Raw genomic sequence first — 18,202 nt, 5'->3', positions numbered from 1 at the left:
GGGTTTTGGGCCGAGTCCGAAATCTTGTCCAACTTCAACTTTTTTCCCACACAGAGTTCTTGCACAGCCAAAAACGGCCGCAAGTTCATGAAAAAGCACAGGTTTCCAAGGTTAAGGTAGTTATCCACAGGCCTTATTAATCATTAGTCTTTATATAAAGAGAAATACAGGGAAAAGACAAACATGCTTTCTCCTATCTCCCAGCCACGCCCCCCCGGACTCCGTCCATGCGCATCCTCCTGATAGAAGACGAAGCTGAACTGGCTCGCTGGTTGGCCAGAAGCCTGGCCCGACATGCGGGTTTCGTCGTCGAGTGGGCTGATGACGGACTGGTCGCAGAAAGAAGGCTGGCCGTCGAAGAATTCGATGCGGTCGTGCTTGACCTGGGATTGCCAGGTATGGATGGCCACACTTTGCTGGCGAAGATTCGCGCGCGGGACGATCGAACGCCGGTCCTGGTCCTGACCGCGCGCGATTCACTGGCCGAAAAAATCGGGACACTTCACCAGGGCGCAGACGATTTCCTGCCGAAACCGTTTGTTGTGGAAGAGTTGGAAGCGCGTTTGATTGCTTTGGTGCGACGTAGCCGAGGTCGCGAACACCCGCGACTTGCCCTGGGAAACCTGGTTTTCGAGACGTCCGCGCAGAAATTTTCGGTCTCGGGACAGGCTTTACAGTTATCCCCACGTGAACACGCGGTACTTCGGGTCCTGATCCAGAAAAGCGGCGAACCGATCAACAAGCAGCAGATCCTGGATCGGATCGTGACCGACGATGCCGACATCAACCTCGAGGCCATCGAGGTTCTGGTGCACCGGTTGCGCAAAAAATTGGCGGAAACAGGCGTGCAGATCACCACCATGCGCGGCATGGGCTACTGCCTGGAGAACGCTGTTGACAACTAGTTTTCCGGAAAAAACCCGGTTTTCCAGGAAAAAAAACCGCACCCGTACCCTGAAGACGCAACTTCTCTGGTGGCTGATCCCCACATTAGTTTTAGTAATGATGGGTGCCTTGTGGCTGTCGAACCACCAGTTGCGCAACCAGGTCGACATTGCGTACGACCGCTCGCTTGCCGGCGCGCTGCGCGCGATCGACCACAACATATCCACAGCCAGCGGTGGACTAGCCATGGAGCAGCCGTACCTGATGCTGGAATTTTTCGAGCTGACGGCCAATGGCAGCGTGTTCTACCGAGTGGCGACCGAAGACGGGCTGGCCGAAATCGGCCATCCCGAGCTGCCCATGCCCACTCAGCCGCTGGTGTCCGGCGAACCGCAGTTTTTCTATGCGACGTACCAGGGCATGCCGGTCCGGGTCGCCGCGTTGGCGCGGGCGATGGATCCGCCGCTCTATGCGAACAAAGGGGGACGGGTTATCGTCCAGGTCGCCGAAGGCCTGGAAAGCCGCCAGGCGTTCCTGCACCAGGTGCTGGTGCGGTCGGTAGAGCGTGACCTGGCCGTGATCCTGATCAGCGTCCTGGTGATCATCCTGGGCGTTTTCATGGCCTTGCGGCCCCTGGCGCGGTTGCGGCAAGAACTGGAAAGGCGTCCTGCAGACGATTTAAGCCCCGTCAGCGCGTCCGACCTGCCGGGTGAGGTCCTACCCCTGGTTGGCGCCGTAAACCTCCACATGGCCCGCTACGCGGCCCAGGCGAGGGTCCAGAGCCAGTTCCTGGACGACGCCTCGCACCAACTGCGTACGCCGCTGTCGGTCTTGCGTACCCAGACCGCCTACGCCTTGCGGGAAACATGCCCCCAGGAGGTCCGTACAGCCCTTCTGGCGATGCAAGAGGGGTTGGACAGGGCCGTACGCACCACCAACCAGATGCTGGCTCTGGCGCGCGCTAAAGACGCTTCCCTGGCCGAAGGGGGCTTTGCGCTGGAACCCGTTGACCTGGTCGGGCTGGCCGACGGGGTCATTCGCAGCCTGCTGCCCACGGCCCGTGCCCGGCAGATGGACATCGGGCTGGAAGCCGATCCCGGTCCGGCCATCGTCCCGGGCGCGGAATGGTTGCTGCGCGAAGCGGTCGGCAACCTGGTGGACAACGCGATCCGGTACACCTCGCCCGGCGGAACGATCACCGTGCTGGTACGACGCGAACCGGGGCAACTGCGGCTATCCGTGGAAGACAGCGGTCCCGGCATGTCGGCCGAGGACGTCGCCCGCGCCGGCATCCGCTTTCGCCGTGGCGCCGCCGGCAAGAACAAGCCAGGGGCCGGCCTGGGGCTGGCCATCGTCGGCACGATCGCCGAAGCGCTGGGCGCCCGCCTGGTGCTGGAGAACCGCGCCCCCTTGCCTGGGCTGCGCGCATCCCTGGTGTTTTCCCTGGAATCGCTGGCGGATGTTGCGTCGCACCAGGAAAAACGCGTTTTTTGAAAGGTGTTAGAAAGCTTCGGTTTTGTACGGTTGCATCCGCTGGACCCGCCATGTCGTGCTTCGCCGGGTCGCCAGCCATACCTAGACCTATAAATCACGGAGACACCACAATGCAGACCAGCCTGAAGCTGCGCCTGGCCGCCGTCGCGGCGCTTGGCGCGATGACCTTGTCCCTGGGCACTGCCCTGGCGGCCGACGAACCGCGCCGCCCCGAATGCATCGCGCCGGCCCAGCCCGGTGGCGGATTCGACCTGACCTGCCGGCTGGCCACCGAAGGCCTCAAGCAGAGCGGGGCGCTCAAGAGCGCCATGCGCATCGTGTACATGCCGGGCGGCATCGGCGCCGTGGCCTACAACAACATCGTGGCGCAGCACCCCAACGAACCCGGCACCATCGTGGCCTTCTCGGGCGGTTCGCTGCTGAACCTGGCGCAGGGCAAGTTCGGCAAGTACAACGTCGACGACGTGCGCTGGCTGGCCGCCATCGGCACCGACTACGGCGTGGCCGTGGTGCGCAACGATTCTCCCTATACCGACCTGAAGGGCCTGATGGACGCGTTCAAGCAGGACCCGACCAAGATCGTGCTGGGCGCCGGCGGCACCGTGGGCAGCCAGGACTGGATGAAGGCAGCGTTGACCGCCAAGGCAGCCGGCGTCGATTTCAAGAAGATGCGTTTCGTGGCGTTTGAAGGCGGTGGCGAAGCCGTGACGGCGCTGCGTGGCGGCCACATCCAGGCGTACATGGGCGATGCGGCCGAAGCCTTCACGATGCTCGAGGGCGGCGCCCCCATCCGCGTGCTGGCCGTGTTCAACGACCAACGCCTGCCGGGCAAGCTGGGTACCGTGCCCACCGCCAAGGAACAGGGCTACGACATTGTCTGGCCCATCATCCGCGGCTTCTATGTGGGGCCCAAGGTGTCGGATGCCGACTACCAGTTCTGGGTCACCGCGTTCAATCGCGTCACCAGCGCCCCCGAGTTCTCCAAGCTGCGTGAACAGCAGGGCCTGTTCCCCTTCAACAAGACGGGCGCCGACCTGGATGCCTACGTGAAGCAGCAGGTCAAGCAGTACGCCGAACTGGCCGATTCCTTCGGCCTGGTCAAGAAATAAGCCGCAAGGCATTCCTTACGACCGCGCTTGCAGGCGCACCCCGTTGCCGCCGGCACTGCCAGCGGCCGGGGCGGGCTTGCGCCGCGCGGTCCTGCTACCAACGGAAATCTGATCATGAACGATCGCATCCTGGGCATCGCGGCGCTTGCGCTGGCGGCCTTCATGACATGGGCGGGGTGGGGCATTGAAGCGCCATTCGCCTACGAACCGGTGGGGCCGCGCGCGTTCCCGCTGCTGCTGGCATTGATCATCGGCCTGTGCGGCCTGCGGCTGGCCTACAAGGGCGGCAACGCCGTCGAGGCCAACCCGGCCGGCGCCAATGTGCGCATCGTGATGATGGTCCTGTTCGCCACGGCGTATGCCTTTCTCTTCCAGTGGCTCGGCTTCATCATCGCCACCGCGTTGATGACGGTGTTTGTCGGCCGCCTGTTCGGCGGCGGCTGGGTCAAGTGCGCGATCGGCGGTATCGTCATGAGCGCTTTCTTTTTCGTGCTGTTCGACAAGGTGCTGGACGTGGTCCTGCCCGGCGGGCTGCTGGAGAACCTGATATGAGCGGAATCCTTGATCACCTGTCGATCGGCTTCGGTGTTGCGTTCTCGTGGACCAACATCCTGGTGGCCGCCATCGGCTCATTCTTCGGCACCATGGTGGGGGTGCTGCCGGGCCTGGGGCCGATCAACGGCGTGGCGATGCTGATCCCTATCGCGTTTGCGATGAATCTACCGCCCGAGACCGCGCTGATCCTGCTGGCGGCGGTGTATGTCGGCGCGGAATACGGCGGCCGCATCACCTCGATCCTGATCAACGTGCCGGGCGAAGCCAGCGCCATCATGACGACGCTGGACGGCTATCCGCTGGCGCGCCAGGGCCTGGCCAACGTGGCCTTGTCGCTGTCCGCGTGGTCGGCGTTCTTTGGAGCGTTGGTGTCGGTGGTGGGCGTGGTGCTGCTCGCGCCGACGTTGGCCAAATGGGCATTGGCGTTCGGCCCTGCCGAGTACTTCGTGCTGATGATCTTCGCGTTCTGCTGCCTGACCAGCCTGCTCGGCAAGCAGCCGGTGAAGGGCGTGCTGGCCGCGATGATCGGGTTGTCGATTTCGGTGATCGGTGTGGACGCGAACTCTGGGGTATACCGCTATACCTTCGACTCCGTGCATCTGGCCGACGGCATCGATTTCGTGGTGGTGGTGATTGCCTTGTTCGCGGTCAGCGAAATGCTGGAAATGCTGGAGAAGGTGATGGCCGGGCATAGCGTCGAGGTCAAGCCCAGCGGCCGCAAGATCTTCAATCTGAAAGAGCTGGCCTTCACCTGGTGGAGCGTGGTGCGCAGCGCCTTCGTGGGCTTTGGCGTGGGCGTGTTGCCCGGCGCCGGTGCCAGCGTAGCGGCAGCCGTGGCGTACTCGCAAGAGAAACGCATCATCGAGGCGAAGGATCCGGACGCCAAGTTCGGCCGCGGCGACATGCGCGGCCTGGTGGCGCCGGAAGCGGCGGCCACGGCCTCTGCCATCGGCTCGTTCGTTCCGATGCTGACGCTGGGCGTGCCGGGGTCGGGCACCACCGCGGTGATGATGGGGGCGCTGACGCTCTACAACATCACGCCGGGTCCTGTGTTGTTCGAATCCAAGCCGGAACTGGTGTGGGGATTGATCGCGTCGCTGTTCGTGGCCAATGTGTTGCTGTTCATCATGAACGTGCCGCTGGTGCGCGTGTTCTCGAAGGTGCTGTCAGTGCCGGGTTGGCTGATGGTGCCGGGCATCCTGTGCATCAGCTATATCGGCGTGTACGCCATCAATGCCGGTACGTTCGACCTGTTGCTGGTCGCGGCCATCGGCACGCTGGGCTACCTGTTGCGCAAGTTCGGCGTGCCGATGGCGCCGCTGGTGCTGGGCGTGGTGTTGGGCAACATGATGGAACAGAACCTGCGCCGCGCCTTGTCGATGACCGATGGCAACGTGTCGGTGCTGTTCTCCAGCCCCGTCGCCATTACGTTGTGGGTGGCTGCTGCGGCGGTGGTGGTGGTGCCGCAGATCATGCGGCGGGTGCGCCGCGCGAGGAAGATTGCCGCCGATCCAGTCTGAGCAAAAAGGAAAAGCCCCGCAAGGGGCTTTTTTCTGCACGACGTATTTGGTCGGTCAGACTTGCGCCAGGCGCTCCAGCGCCGCGTCGAGCGTGGCGTCTTTCTTGGCGAAACAGAAGCGCACGATGCGGTGGTTCGATTCCGGTGCATCGGGCTTCTGGTAGAAGGCCGACACCGGGATCACCGTCACACCGTGGCGCACCGTCAGGTCGCGCGCAAAATCGGCTTCGCTCTGTTTGGAGATATCGCTGTAGTCCGCCAGCAGGAAGAAGGTGCCGGGGCTGGGCAGCGGCTTGAAACGCGTCTTGGCCAGGCCTTGGGCCAGGCGGTCGCGCTTGGCCTGGTAGAACGCGGGCAGCTCAAGATAGGGCTTGGAATCGCGCATGAATTCGGCCAGCGCGAATTGCATGGGCGAGGGCACCGTGAACACCATGAACTGATGCACCTTGCGCAGCTCGGCGCTCAGTTGGCGCGGCGCGCAGCAATAGCCTATCTTCCAGCCGGTGGTGTGATACGTCTTGCCGAACGACGAAATGACAAAGGCGTGTTCGGCCAGCAGCGGGCGACGCGCCACGCTGGCGTGCGGCTTGCCGTCGAACACGATGTGTTCGTAGACCTCATCGGACACCAGCAGCACGCCGGTGTCGCGCACAATGGTTTCCAGCGCGTCCAGGTCGCTGTCGTCCAGCACGGCGCCGGTGGGGTTGTGCGGGAAGTTCAGCATCAGCAGGCGCGTCTTGGACGTGATGGCGTCGCGCACGCGCTGCCAGTCGATGCGGTAGTAGGGGTCGTCCGCGGTGGGCGCGCGCAGCGGCACCGGCACGGCCGTGCCGCCGGCCAGGCGAATGGCGGGCAGGTACGAGTCGTAGCAGGGCTCGATGACCACGACTTCGTCGCCGCTGTTCACGGCGGCCAGTACCGTGGCCATCAGGGCCTCGGTGGCGCCGCTGGTGACGGTGATCTCGGTTTCGGGGTCATAGGCGCGGCCGTACAAGGCCTGCGTCTTGGCGGCAATGGCCTCGCGCAGCGGCGCCACGCCAGGCATGTAGGGATACTGGTTATGGCCATCGGCCATGGCCTTGCTGACCAGCGCACACAGCGCCGGGTCGGGATCGAAATCGGGAAAGCCCTGGCCCAGATTGATGGCCTTGTGCTCGATGGCCAGGCGGCTCATGACGGTGAAGATGGTGGTGCCGACGTCGGGAAGTTTGGATCGGATCATGGTGGACGCGAAGGTGAACGCTAGGTATGCACGGGAGTTTTCGTAAGTATCCCACTAACTCATAATTCCGGTTTCTCATGAGCTTATGGCGTGGACGGTGTCGTGGTGCAGAACATGTTGTTGAGAGTCTTCGGCGGATTGGCGATCGCGTTGACGGGGGCCTTGCTGGCGGTGTGGGCGCACATCCCGCTGCCCTGGATGCTGGGGGCGCTGCTGTTGACGGCGGCGGTGCGGATCGGCGGTCTTCGCACGGTCTGCCCGCGGCCGGCGCGCAACGCGGGGCAGTGGGTCATTGGCACCTCGCTGGGCCTGTATTTCACGCCGCAGGTCATCGGGCACATCGGCACCAACGCCGGGCCGATCATCGTCGGCATGCTGTTCGCGTTGGGGCTGGCGTTCATCGGCACCGCGATCCTGCGGCGCTACACCGATGTCGATTTCAAGACGGCGTGGTTCTCCTGCGCGATGGGCGGCGCCAGCGAAATGGCCAGCCTGGCGGAACGGCATGGTGCGCGTATCGATCGCGTGGCAACGGCGCACAGCGTGCGTGTGCTGATGGTGGTGTTGACAGTGCCCTTCATCTTCCAGTGGTGGGGGGTGGCGGGCATCGACCCGACCGTACCAGGGCCTCGTACCGTGCACGGCGCAGGCCTGGCTGCGCTGGTGGGCCTGACCTGCATCGGAGGCCTGTTCTTCATGAAGCTTCGGCTGCCCAATCCGTGGGTGCTGGGGCCGATGTTGGTGGCGATGCTGCTCACCAGCAACCGCATCGAATTGTCGGCGTTGCCGGACTTCGTGCCCAAGATCGGCCAGCTCTTTATCGGGTGGTCGTTGGGGGATCGCTATCGACCTGATTTCTTCCGTGCGGCGCCGCGCTTCATTGCTGCGGTGGCCGTGTTCACGGTCATCGCGTTGGCGTTGGCATTTGGCTTGGGCGCCTTATTGTCGCTGTGGTCCGCGGCGCCGATTCCCACGTTGATTCTGGGCACTACGCCAGGTGGCATTGCAGAGATGGCCATCACCGCGAAAGTGCTGCAGCTAGGGGTTCCCGTGGTCACTGCGTTCCATGTCACGCGCATGGTATTCGTCGTGATCGTGACCGGTCCGATGTACGCGTTGCTGGCGCGTCGGCAGGCTAAGTCCGCGTGACGGGATTGCGTTTCCAGTCAGAAAAATACGACATTGGGGTAAACAACTATATGAGTCTGTAATGTCGGATGAGTATGCTGATTCCGCAGTTGATTCAAGCAGCGCGCGGACTCGTTCTGCTGCTTTTGCGGCATACGAGAACGCAGCAGCAACGCAGGTATCCCTACCGGTCGTTCAGTTCTCACGGCGTCCTTGATTCATTGCATTTCGAGTTAATTACAGGACGCTAGGAAAATGGCTCAGAAGGGCAAAGTTAAGTGGTTCAACGCTGACAAGGGTTACGGTTTCATCACGCCGGACACCGGCGGTACCGATGTTTTCGCACACTTTTCCGCCATCCAGGGCCGCGGCTATCGCAGCCTGAACGAAGGGCAGGAAGTCGAATTCGAAGTCAAGGATGGTCCGAAAGGACCTCAAGCGGCCGAAATTCGCCCGCTCTAAATCGGGAAATCCCAATTTCCCGTCTGCCAGGCCAAGCCTGGCTACAACGCCCCAGAACCTCACGGTCTGGGGCGTTGTTTCATTCCGGCCGAGGTTTGTGCCGCCCCTGACCAGCCCGATGTTAGTGTTCACTAACATATCCTCCAACCTTGGATAAGTTTGTGGATAATTATTTTCGGGCATGAGTATCAGGGTGCTCAGTAATGAAGCAACCGTGAATTTGAAATCACGGTTTTGCACATTTTTCGACACCTCATGAATTGCGTTCTTGACGCCGATAACCATGCTGGCCGCACCAGGCTGCCAGATTGCCGTTCCATGGGAAACTGCGCTTTTCCCTAGGGAAACCATGTGGTTACGCGGCTTTTGCTGATTGTTTTTCTGCGCGGGCCGATCTTTTTTTACGCCGGCGGGCCGAGGCAACGACGGCGTTTTGGGTCGCCTCGGAGGCGGTTGTTCACAAAGATATCCCCATCCCGGTTATGCACAGAATTACGCCTTCAGTGGCCAAATGATGGGTGCTCAACCTGTGGATAGAAATGGGGATAGCAGTCCTCGCGCGTCCACGGTCGGGGGGAATCTGGTGGTCTGATTGGGGCCTGGCCAGCGCCCATGATCGGGCGGCTGTGGATTTCACGTGAAAGGGAAATTCGCGTCGAATTTCCTTCCGTCGACTTTTCCACAGGTGGTTGGCATGCCGCCTCAGCCAAATGGATGATGGCGTTGCCCGTGAGGGGAAGGCAAGATATTTGTTGCATCAAGCGTCCCCGGCAACTTGTGCACAGGGCAGCGCCTGATCGCAGATCTGGATAAGGTTGGGGATAAGTACGACGCGCGTGCGGCAGTCGGATCCAGACAGAGCGGCGATTGGACTTCGCCAGGGATGCGAAGTTCCCGAGCTGATGTGGGCGCATCGAGCATGTTTTTGGCACACGGCCTGGTCAGGTGGTACACCCGCATTGCGGGTAGGCGCATCGAAGATTTTAAGAAAGCCAATGGGTTCGATAGCGCCGACTTATCCACAATTTTTTCCACCGTTTTTCATAGACTGATTCGTGCGTCGCCATGTCATCCAGAAAGGGCGGTGAAGCGATCTAGATGCGCAGCAGCGTACGGGCTCGGAAGACAATTTCCCTGGGAAGGGATTGCCGTTTTGTGCGTTTTGCCAAATCTGGGTATTTGAATTGCCGTCGGTACGTCGTGGCTGATTACGGGGCAATCTCTTCTGTTGAATCGAAGCCTCTTCCCAAGTTATCCCCAAAGTTGTTCCACGTGAAACCGGCCGATTGCAGCCCGAGCGGACTGTGGATTGATATGTTGATAAATCATGGTTGCCCTGGATGCTGGGCGTGGCGACGTTCTCGGTGCGGGATGAAGTTACTGCTGGGGTCCTGCCTTGGTTTGCGGTTGCACTTGAAGTTGGGCCGGATCTCACCCGTACGTAGTCGTGTCGAATTGCGGGGACGCATAAGGGATTGCGCCGATCCCGTGTTGGAGGGGCTGCGGACCCTGGTTACGGACTGCCAGCAGGGTTCGAAATTCTTGCCTTGCTATGTTTCAGTCGGATGACGGGAGATGGTCAACCTGCCTGGTGCTGCGCGTAATCTTCCGTGAGGTTCGTGAATTTTCCGTTGACCGGGATAGGAAGCTTGGACGCGGCTTCGGTCTATGTTTCACGTGAAACCCAAAAACCCACCGTATTTTGGGGTAAGGGGTAGGGTAGGGCTCTGCAAACTGTTTTTTTCGACGTGGAGATGAATGGAATGGGTGCGCGAATGTCTTGATAGAAGGGCGTGTCGTCGTGATCAGGCTCTGACGTCGGCGCCGTTTTGCAACTTTCCCGGCGGATGGTGGCACCGTTATTAGTCCCACGGCCTGATGGATTTGATATGTTTCACGTGAAACGTCACGGCGGGTTCACGCATAAGGTCTGCGAAACTGAAGGTATTGCATGAGCTTTCACGTGTTTCACGTGGAACATTCTCAATATACTGATGAGTGACAGGGATTGGTGGACTCAAATCAGGCGCTCTCGTGTACAGCGGCATTGTTCTTTCGATGCTCAGTGCTACTGCCTCCAGTCAATGTTTCACGTGAAACATTGGCGCCGCATCCGCCCGCTCACCTTATCAAGTAGTGAGGTGTCGCATGCCGCCATACCTCGCGTGCCGCGCTGAAGCTCGGGTCAGTGAGTTATGTTTCACGTGAAACATACGACGATGATCCTCGTCCTCATCATTGGACGGCATCCGAAGCGGTCGTTCATACCCTCATAGCCTGAGCGGTAGATATCAGTACGAAGGCTATGACCGATGTTTCACGTGAAACATACGGCTTGAAGATGACGAAGATCGCTAACCTAGGTGAGGCGTTATCGCTTGTGTTGGGACAAGCGGGGCATGCGGGCCATATGACCGGTCACAGATTGCGCTTGAGGGGAGAGTGATCTTCAGTGTTCTACATGATGACATCACGACCCGAGCGCTGCTGGCGGGCTCATGTTTCACGTGAAACATGCCCGGGTAAGAGCAGGGCGCCGGTGTGTTTCACGTGGAACATCCACTCAACAGAGGCAAATGCCGACATATTTGACCGCACCACTCAGTCACCACGTTGCCTTTTGCACACGAACAAGGGAAGACCTCAGGGCCCATTGCTGCACCGAACCATGTTTCACGTGAAACATGCCCCCCCTGCCTCTATAATGAGCACCGAACGCTCTCTTACCTCCCCATCATGGATTATCCCCGCGAATTCGATGTCATCGTCGTTGGTGGCGGCCACGCCGGCACCGAGGCGGCGCTGGCTGCAGCACGCGCTGGCGCCCAGACGCTGCTGCTCACCCACAACATCGAAACCCTAGGTCAGATGTCTTGCAATCCCTCCATTGGCGGGATCGGCAAAGGCCATCTCGTCAAAGAAGTCGACGCCCTTGGCGGTGCCATGGCACTGGCAACGGACGAGGCGGGGATTCAGTTCCGCATCCTCAACGGCTCGAAGGGGCCGGCCGTACGCGCAACCCGCGCCCAGGCAGACCGGGTGCTGTACCGCCAGGCCATCCGTGGCCGCCTGGAAAACCAGCCCAACCTGTGGCTGTTCCAGCAAGCGGTCGAGGATCTGATGGTGGAAGGCGACCGCGTGGTCGGTGCCGTCACCCAGGTCGGACTCAAGTTCCGAGCCAAGACCGTGGTGCTTACCGCCGGCACGTTCCTCAATGGCTTGATTCACGTGGGCCTGCAGAACTACTCGGGTGGCCGTGCGGGTGATCCCCCCGCCATTTCGCTGGGCCAGCGCCTGAAAGAACTGCAGCTGCCCCAAGGCCGCTTGAAGACCGGCACTCCGCCGCGCATCGACGGTCGCAGCATCAACTACAGCATTCTTGAAGAACAGCCGGGTGATCTCGATCCGATTCCCGTCTTCTCGTACATGGGCAATGTGGCGATGCACCCGCGGCAGCTGCCGTGCTGGATCACGCACACCAACGCCCGTACCCACGACATCATCCGCGGTGGCCTGGATCGCTCGCCGATGTACAGCGGCGTGATCGAAGGGGTGGGGCCGCGCTATTGCCCCTCCATCGAAGACAAGATCCATCGTTTTGCCGACAAGGAATCCCACCAGGTCTTTCTCGAGCCTGAAGGGCTGGACACACACGAGGTCTACCCCAACGGCGTATCGACCAGCCTGCCGTTCGACGTGCAGCTGGACCTGATCCATTCCTTGCCCGGCCTGGAAAACGCACACATCCTGCGCCCGGGCTATGCGATCGAATACGACTACTTCGATCCACGTGGATTGAAGAGCACGCTCGAAACCAAGGCCATCTCCGGCCTGTTCTTCGCTGGCCAGATCAACGGCACCACCGGCTACGAAGAAGCCGCGGCCCAGGGCCTGCTTGCTGGCGTGAACGCCGCGTTGCAATCGTTGGGCCGCGATCCCTGGACGCCACGCCGCGACGAAGCCTATCTGGGCGTGTTGGTCGACGACTTGGTGACGCGCGGCGTCACCGAGCCGTACCGCATGTTCACGTCGCGAGCCGAATACCGTCTGAGCCTGCGTGAAGACAACGCCGATCTGCGCCTGACCGAAATCGGCCGCCAGCTCGGCATCGTCGATGACGCCCGCTGGGAAGCCTTCAACCGCAAACGCGATGCCGTCGCCGCCGAAGTCGAACGCTTGAAATCGTCGTGGGTGAACCCGCGGCTGCTGCCGCTGGAGGTGGCCGAACCGTTGCTGGGCAAGGCGATTGAACGTGAGTACTCACTAGCTGACCTGCTGAAACGCCCGAATGTTTCCTATGAAGCCTTGATGGCCGCCCGCAATGTCGACGGTACGCTCCTGGCCGGCCCCGGTGTCGTGGCCGACGAGGTGCTGGCCGAACAGGTCGAGATCCAGGTGAAGTACGCCGGCTACATTGCCCGCCAGCAAGACGAAGTGCAAAAGCAGATTGCCCACGAACAACAGCCCATCCCGGCGGACGTCGATTACGACGCCGTGACCAGCCTGTCGTTCGAAGTGCGCCAGAAGCTGAAGACGCATCGGCCCGAGACCATCGGCCAGGCCGCCCGCATTTCGGGCGTGACGCCGGCGGCGATCTCGCTGCTGCTCATCCACCTGAAGCGCCTGCATTACGGCTCGCGCAAGCAAGCCGCATGAGCGCCCATCCCAATCCGGCCGGCGCAGACATGGCCGGCCGTCTCTCCCTTGCCTTCGAGCAACTGGGGCTGCAGGCCGATGCCGGCGCAGCCCCCAAGCTGCTCGACTACCTGGCGCAGATGCAGCGCTGGAACCGCACCTATAACCTGACCGCCATCCGCGATCCGCAACAGATGCTGGTGCAGCACCTGTTCGACAGCCTGGCCGCGGTGGGCCCGTTCAGCGAGGCGCTGGGCCAGCCCGGCACGCTGGCCAAGGTCTACGACGTCGGATCCGGTGGCGGCTTGCCTGGCGTCGTCCTGGCCGTCATGCGGCCAGAATGGTCCGTGACCTGCGTCGACGCCGTAGAAAAGAAAACCGCATTCGTTCGGCAGATGAGTGGCGCGCTGGCCTTGCCCAATCTGCAGGCCCGTCACGCACGCATCGAAACGCTGGACCCCGCCGACTGCAACATTGTGACGTCGCGCGCCTTCGCATCCTTGGATGATTTTGCGATGCTCGCGGGCAGGCACGTGGGCAACGATGGTACCCTCGTCGCGATGAAGGGCAAGGTCCCCGACGATGAGATCGCAGCGCTGCACGCGCGCGGGGAATGGCAAGTCGACCATATTCAGCAGCTCCGGGTGCCGGAGCTGCAAGCAGAACGCTGCCTGATCTGGATGCGCCGCAGTCAAGGAACCCTATGAAGAACTTACCCCCCAGCTCGTCCGCCCGTGTTTTCTGCATCGCCAATCAAAAAGGCGGTGTGGGCAAGACGACGACCGCCATCAACCTGGCGGCCGGCCTGGCGACGCACAAGCAACGCGTGCTGCTGGTGGACCTGGACCCGCAAGGCAACGCCACGATGGGCAGCGGCATCGACAAGAATTCGCTCGAGTCGAACCTGTACCAGGTGCTGATCGGTGAATCCACGATCGAGCAGGCGCGCGTGCGCTCGGAATCGGGCGGCTACGACGTGTTGCCCGCCAACCGTGAATTGTCCGGCGCCGAAATCGACCTGGTGCAGATGGACGAACGCGAGCGTCAGCTCAAGGCCGCCATCGACACCGTGGCCAGCCAATACGATTTCGTCCTGATCGACTGCCCGCCCACCTTGTCGCTGCTGACGCTGAACGGCCTGGCGGCCGCGCACGGCGTCATCATCCCGATGCAGTGCGAGTACTTCGCGCTGGAAGGCCTGTCCGACCTGGTCAACACGATCAAGCGTGTACATCGCAACATCAACGACGACCTGCGCGTCATCGGTTTGTTGCGCGTCATGTTCGACCCGCGCATGACGCTGCAGCAGCAAGTATCCGCGCAGCTCGAAGCGCACTTCGGCGACAAGGTCTTCAAGACCGTCGTGCCGCGCAACGTGCGCCTGGCCGAGGCCCCTAGCTATGGCATGCCCGGCGTGGTCTACGATCGCGCCTCGCGCGGCGCACAGGCCTACATCGCCTTCGGCGCCGAAATGATCGAGCGCGTTCGCGACCTGAATAAATAAGCCGTACAACATGTCCGCCGCACCGCGCCATTCTTCGACCCACGCCTTGCCCCACACGCCGCCCGCCGACGTGCGCGATGCGCTGCGCGTGCGTCTCGAAGAAGCCGCGCTCAATGCCACGGCGGTACGCGCGCAACTGCTTTACGACGGCTGGCTGGTGCGTTTCTCGCAGTCGTCCGCCAAACGGGTACGCAGCATCAATGTGCTGGGGTTATCCACACGTCCGCTCGATGAGCGGCTGGCGTATTGTTCAACGTTGTATGCGCGCCATGGCTTGCCCATGGTGCTGCGCATCACCTCCATCGGTCCCGATTTCGCCCTGGACGCCGACCTGGAGTCCCGTGGTTACATCCTCACTGGCGAGACCCGAGTCATGAGCATGCCGCTCGCCCCCAGGCCTGGCGCCCGGGGCGATCTGCTTTTCAAGACAGTGGACGCTGCCCGATTCGCGGCGGCGGTCGGACGCATGCGCGATTCACGTCCGGAACACATCGCCGAGCATCAATCCCGTCTCGAAGGGCTGGCTGTGGATATCTCGCCGGTGCTGGCGCTGGACAGCGCGGGACACTGCGTGGCCGCTGGCATGGCCGTGCGCGATGGCGATGTCGTGGGGATGTTCGATGTGGTGACGGACCCGGGGCAACGGCGCAAGGGGCACGCTGCGATGTTGGTCGAGCATCTGTTGGCACAGGGCGCCGCTGGCGGCGCCACCACGGCTTATCTGCAGGTCGAGCCGGAAAATACCGCGGCGCGCGCCTTGTACGGCCGCTACGGTTTCAAAGACTGTTACGCGTATTGGTACCGCCTGCCCGCCGAGCAGGCGGACGCCTGAGCCTGGCTCGGGATACAAAAACAGAAGGAAAGAGGATTTAACTATGGCCACCAAGAAACCCAAGGGTTTGGGTCGCGGACTTGACGCCTTGCTGGGCGCCGACGCGCCTGCGATCGACAATATCGGCAAGGCTGCGGCCAAGCCCGAGGGTCTGCCGTCCACCTTGCCTGTTTCGAAGATGCGGGCCGGCAAGTATCAGCCGCGCACCCGCATGGACGAGGGCGCGCTGGGCGAGCTGGCCGAATCGATACGCACACAAGGAATCATGCAACCCATTCTTGTGCGCGCGCTGGGCGATGCGCCCGGCCACTACGAGATCATCGCGGGCGAGCGTCGTTTCCGCGCGGCGCAGCTGGCCGGACTGAAAGAAGTGCCGGTGCTGGTGCGCGAAGTCGCCGACGAAAATGCGGCCGTCATGGCGCTGATCGAAAACATCCAGCGCGAAGACCTGAACCCGCTGGAAGAAGCGCATGGCGTGCGCCGCCTGCTCGACGAATTTGGTTTGACGCACGAGCAGGCCGCGCAAGCCATCGGCCGCTCGCGTTCGGCCACCAGCAATCTGCTGCGGCTTTTGAACCTGGCCGCTGCCGTGCAGACCATGCTGTTGGCCGGCGACGTCGACATGGGCCATGCTCGCGCGCTGCTGGCCGTGGATGCCGCCACGCAGATCCAGCTGGCCAACCAGATCATCGCGCGTCGCCTGTCGGTGCGCGAAGCCGAAAAGCTGGTTGCCAAGACCGCCAAGGAAGCCGAGACCGCGGCGTCGCCCAAGAAAAAGACCAACGGCGCGTCGCGCGACCTGACGCGTCTGGAAGAGGCCTTGTCCGACCATCTGGGCACCCGTGTGGCGCTGAAGGTCGGCGCCAAGGAAAAGGGCCAGATCGTGATCGACTTCCACGGTTGGGAACACCTGAATTCGCTGCTCGAGCGCCAAGGCTTGTCCGGAGTGGTCGATGCCTGATCAGGCTTTGCCGGTCATCGCCGTACTCGCCACCGGCGGCACCATTGCCGGCGCCCAGGCCGACGCCACCGCGGCCGGCTACAAAGCCGGTTCGTTCTCGGTCGGCGACCTGCTGGCGGCCGTGCCGCAGTTGGCGGGCCTGGCGGACATCCGCGCCGAGCAGGTGGCCAACGTGGGCAGCCAGAACATGACGCACGACGTCTGGCGCGCGTTGGCGCAGCGCGTGGATGCGCTGTGCGCCGATGCATCGGTGGCCGGCATCGTCATCACCCACGGCACGGATACGCTTGAAGAAACGGCGTACTTTCTCAGCCTGGTGATCCAGCACGACAAACCGGTGGTGCTGGTGGGCGCGATGCGTCCCGCTACCGCGCTGGGCGCCGAAGGCCCTGCGAACCTGTACAACGCGGTGGCGCTGGCGCGGCACCCTGACGCGCGTGGCCGTGGCCCGCTGGTCGTCATGAACGAAGACGTGCACTACGCACGCGAGATCCAGAAGATCGCCAGCGCCGGCATCAGCGCATTCGCCTCGCCCAATCGCGGACGCGCCGGTGTCATGCACGGCGGTGTGCCATGCTTCTATTCGCGCAACACCACGACGCACGCGGCACAAAGCGAGTTTTCACTCGCATTGCTGGAAAAGGCGGGGTGGCCGCGCGTGGATATCGTCTATGCGCACGCCAATCTGCAAGCCGATGTCATCGCATTCATCGCCGGCAAGGCCGACGGCATCGTGCTGGCCGGCGTGGGCGATGGCAACGCCACCGACCTGGCTGTCGAGGCCTTGACCCGTGCCGCTGCCGACGGCGTGGCGGTGGTGCGATCCAGCCGCACCGGCAGTGGCCTGGTGGCGCGCGATGTCGAACTGGACGACGCGGCGCTTGGCTTTGCCGCCGCCCGCGACCTGAACCCGCAAAAGGCCCGCATCCTGTTGATGCTGGCGCTGTGCATCACCCGTGAACCTGCTTCTGTGCAGGGATACTTCGACCGCTATTGAAGGCTTGCGGGGTTGGGGGCGGCATCCGCATGCCGCGCCAACCCCAGGCTGGCCTTGAGCATGTCGTAGACCTGCCGCGTCAGCGGATTGATCAGGTCACGCCTTATCCACAGGAAGTACGTCACGTCCGGCAACGGCGGCAGGCCTTCCTTTTCACCCAGCACCCGCATTTCCGGCGCCAGCAGCTCTACGCTGCGCGCCGTCACGCCCAGGCCCGCCCGCAGCGCGGCCTTGATGCCCACCAGGTTCGGCGCTACATAGTTGGTGTGCCAGCGCACTTGCGCCTGTTCCAGCGCCGTCAACGCCAGGCGGCGGAAGATGCTGGGTTCATCGGCCAGCACCAGCGGCACCGGCGCGGTCACATCGTGCACGTAGTCGGCCGACGCCAGCCAGACGGTGGGCGAGGTGCGCAGCGCCACGCCTTCGAAGTCCTGGTCAAAGCGGGTCGATATGGTCAAGTCGAGTTCACCGGCCCGCAGCGCGTCCATCAGGAACGGGCTGCGATCGGCGCGGATCTCGAGTTTCACGCGCGGCGCCGAGCGCGCGATGTGCGTCAGCAGCGTGGGCAGGATGGTGTCCGCGACGTCCAGCGGCGCGCCCAATCGCAAATCGCCTTCCAGCGGCCCATCCTGCAGTGCGCGCAGCGCCTCGTCGTTGATGGCCAGCATGTGGCGTGCGTATTCGACCAACCGCCGCCCATGGGTGGACAAGGCCTTGTTGCGCCCTTGCTTTTCGAACAGCGGCAGGCCGATGGTGGCCTCCAGGCGCTGCATTTGCTGCGTGACGGCCGATTGCGTCTTGTGCAGCCGGTTGGCCGCTTCGGAAAACGTCTCGTAGCGCGCGATCGCGGTCAGCGTGCGCAGCAGGTCCAGATCCAGATTACGCATGTCGCTTGAAAT

Annotated in this window: 15 protein-coding genes; 13 read left to right on the top strand and 2 right to left on the bottom strand. The window is 62.4% G+C overall.

Going from position 1 to position 18,202, the window contains the following annotated elements:
- Nucleotides 1-227: 227 nt before the first annotated feature.
- The 5 genes from U858_RS0127805 (at nt 228) to U858_RS0127785 (ending at nt 5,563) form a co-directional block, all read left to right on the top strand.
- The gene (locus U858_RS0127805; protein WP_025140388.1) at nt 228-905 is read left to right on the top strand and encodes a response regulator; all 678 of its coding nucleotides are present in this window, start codon (nt 228-230) and stop codon (nt 903-905) included.
- 97 nt (nt 906-1,002) lie between these two features.
- Nucleotides 1,003-2,379: a sensor histidine kinase gene (locus U858_RS0127800; protein ID WP_051593701.1), complete on the top strand. Its 1,377-nt coding sequence runs from the start codon at nt 1,003-1,005 to the stop codon at nt 2,377-2,379.
- A gap of 110 nt (nt 2,380-2,489) precedes the next feature.
- Nucleotides 2,490-3,488: a tripartite tricarboxylate transporter substrate binding protein gene (locus U858_RS0127795; protein WP_025140386.1), complete on the top strand. Its 999-nt coding sequence runs from the start codon at nt 2,490-2,492 to the stop codon at nt 3,486-3,488.
- A 114-nt stretch (nt 3,489-3,602) separates the two neighbouring features.
- Nucleotides 3,603-4,040 carry a tripartite tricarboxylate transporter TctB family protein gene (locus U858_RS0127790; protein WP_025140385.1) on the top strand — a complete coding sequence of 146 codons (438 nt, stop codon included), beginning with the start codon at nt 3,603-3,605 and terminating at the stop codon, nt 4,038-4,040.
- Nucleotides 4,037-5,563: a tripartite tricarboxylate transporter permease gene (locus tag U858_RS0127785; RefSeq protein WP_025140384.1), complete on the top strand. Its 1,527-nt coding sequence runs from the start codon at nt 4,037-4,039 to the stop codon at nt 5,561-5,563. Before U858_RS0127790 ends, U858_RS0127785 begins: the two co-directional genes overlap by 4 nt.
- Nucleotides 5,564-5,617: 54 nt before the next feature.
- Here U858_RS0127785 and U858_RS0127780 read toward each other — a convergent pair whose 3' ends face one another.
- Nucleotides 5,618-6,784, bottom strand: coding sequence for a pyridoxal phosphate-dependent aminotransferase (locus U858_RS0127780; RefSeq protein WP_025140383.1), 1,167 nt, complete (start codon nt 6,782-6,784; stop codon nt 5,618-5,620).
- A gap of 114 nt (nt 6,785-6,898) precedes the next feature.
- Between U858_RS0127780 and U858_RS0127775 the strand changes: the two genes are divergently transcribed.
- The 8 genes from U858_RS0127775 to U858_RS0127740 all read left to right on the top strand — a co-directional run bounded on the left by U858_RS0127775 (nt 6,899) and on the right by U858_RS0127740 (nt 17,303).
- The gene (locus U858_RS0127775) at nt 6,899-7,933 is read left to right on the top strand and encodes an AbrB family transcriptional regulator (protein WP_029954370.1); all 1,035 of its coding nucleotides are present in this window, start codon (nt 6,899-6,901) and stop codon (nt 7,931-7,933) included.
- Between the two features lie 234 nt (nt 7,934-8,167).
- On the top strand, nt 8,168-8,374 hold the full coding sequence (locus U858_RS0127770; protein WP_025140381.1) for a cold-shock protein: 207 nt from the start codon (nt 8,168-8,170) through the stop codon (nt 8,372-8,374).
- 2,736 nt (nt 8,375-11,110) lie between these two features.
- Nucleotides 11,111-13,030: a tRNA uridine-5-carboxymethylaminomethyl(34) synthesis enzyme MnmG gene (mnmG, locus tag U858_RS0127765; protein WP_025140380.1), complete on the top strand. Its 1,920-nt coding sequence runs from the start codon at nt 11,111-11,113 to the stop codon at nt 13,028-13,030.
- A complete protein-coding gene (gene rsmG / locus U858_RS0127760; RefSeq protein ID WP_025140379.1) occupies nt 13,027-13,716 on the top strand; it encodes a 16S rRNA (guanine(527)-N(7))-methyltransferase RsmG in 690 nt (229 codons plus the stop codon). Before mnmG ends, rsmG begins: the two co-directional genes overlap by 4 nt.
- Nucleotides 13,713-14,513 carry a ParA family protein gene (locus tag U858_RS0127755; RefSeq protein ID WP_025140378.1) on the top strand — a complete coding sequence of 267 codons (801 nt, stop codon included), beginning with the start codon at nt 13,713-13,715 and terminating at the stop codon, nt 14,511-14,513. Before rsmG ends, U858_RS0127755 begins: the two co-directional genes overlap by 4 nt.
- A 10-nt stretch (nt 14,514-14,523) precedes the next feature.
- Nucleotides 14,524-15,345: a GNAT family N-acetyltransferase gene (locus U858_RS0127750; protein ID WP_025140377.1), complete on the top strand. Its 822-nt coding sequence runs from the start codon at nt 14,524-14,526 to the stop codon at nt 15,343-15,345.
- A gap of 43 nt (nt 15,346-15,388) precedes the next feature.
- A complete protein-coding gene (locus tag U858_RS0127745) occupies nt 15,389-16,306 on the top strand; it encodes a ParB/RepB/Spo0J family partition protein (protein ID WP_025140376.1) in 918 nt (305 codons plus the stop codon).
- Nucleotides 16,299-17,303 (top strand): asparaginase, encoded by a 1,005-nt coding sequence (locus tag U858_RS0127740; protein WP_025140375.1) that lies wholly within the window; start codon nt 16,299-16,301, stop codon nt 17,301-17,303. The genes U858_RS0127745 and U858_RS0127740 overlap by 8 nt, the downstream gene beginning before the upstream one ends.
- Here U858_RS0127740 and U858_RS0127735 read toward each other — a convergent pair.
- Nucleotides 17,297-18,190 (bottom strand): LysR substrate-binding domain-containing protein, encoded by an 894-nt coding sequence (locus U858_RS0127735; protein WP_025140374.1) that lies wholly within the window; start codon nt 18,188-18,190, stop codon nt 17,297-17,299. The two genes, U858_RS0127740 and U858_RS0127735, sit on opposite strands and share 7 nt — an antisense overlap.
- Between the last annotated feature and the right edge of the window lie 12 nt (nt 18,191-18,202).

The organism is Achromobacter sp. DH1f, assembly GCF_000633435.1.
GTDB lineage: Bacteria > Pseudomonadota > Gammaproteobacteria > Burkholderiales > Burkholderiaceae_B > Achromobacter > Achromobacter deleyi.
Note: the sequence above shows the minus strand (reverse complement) of the source record. Positions and strands in the feature narration are given on the sequence as shown.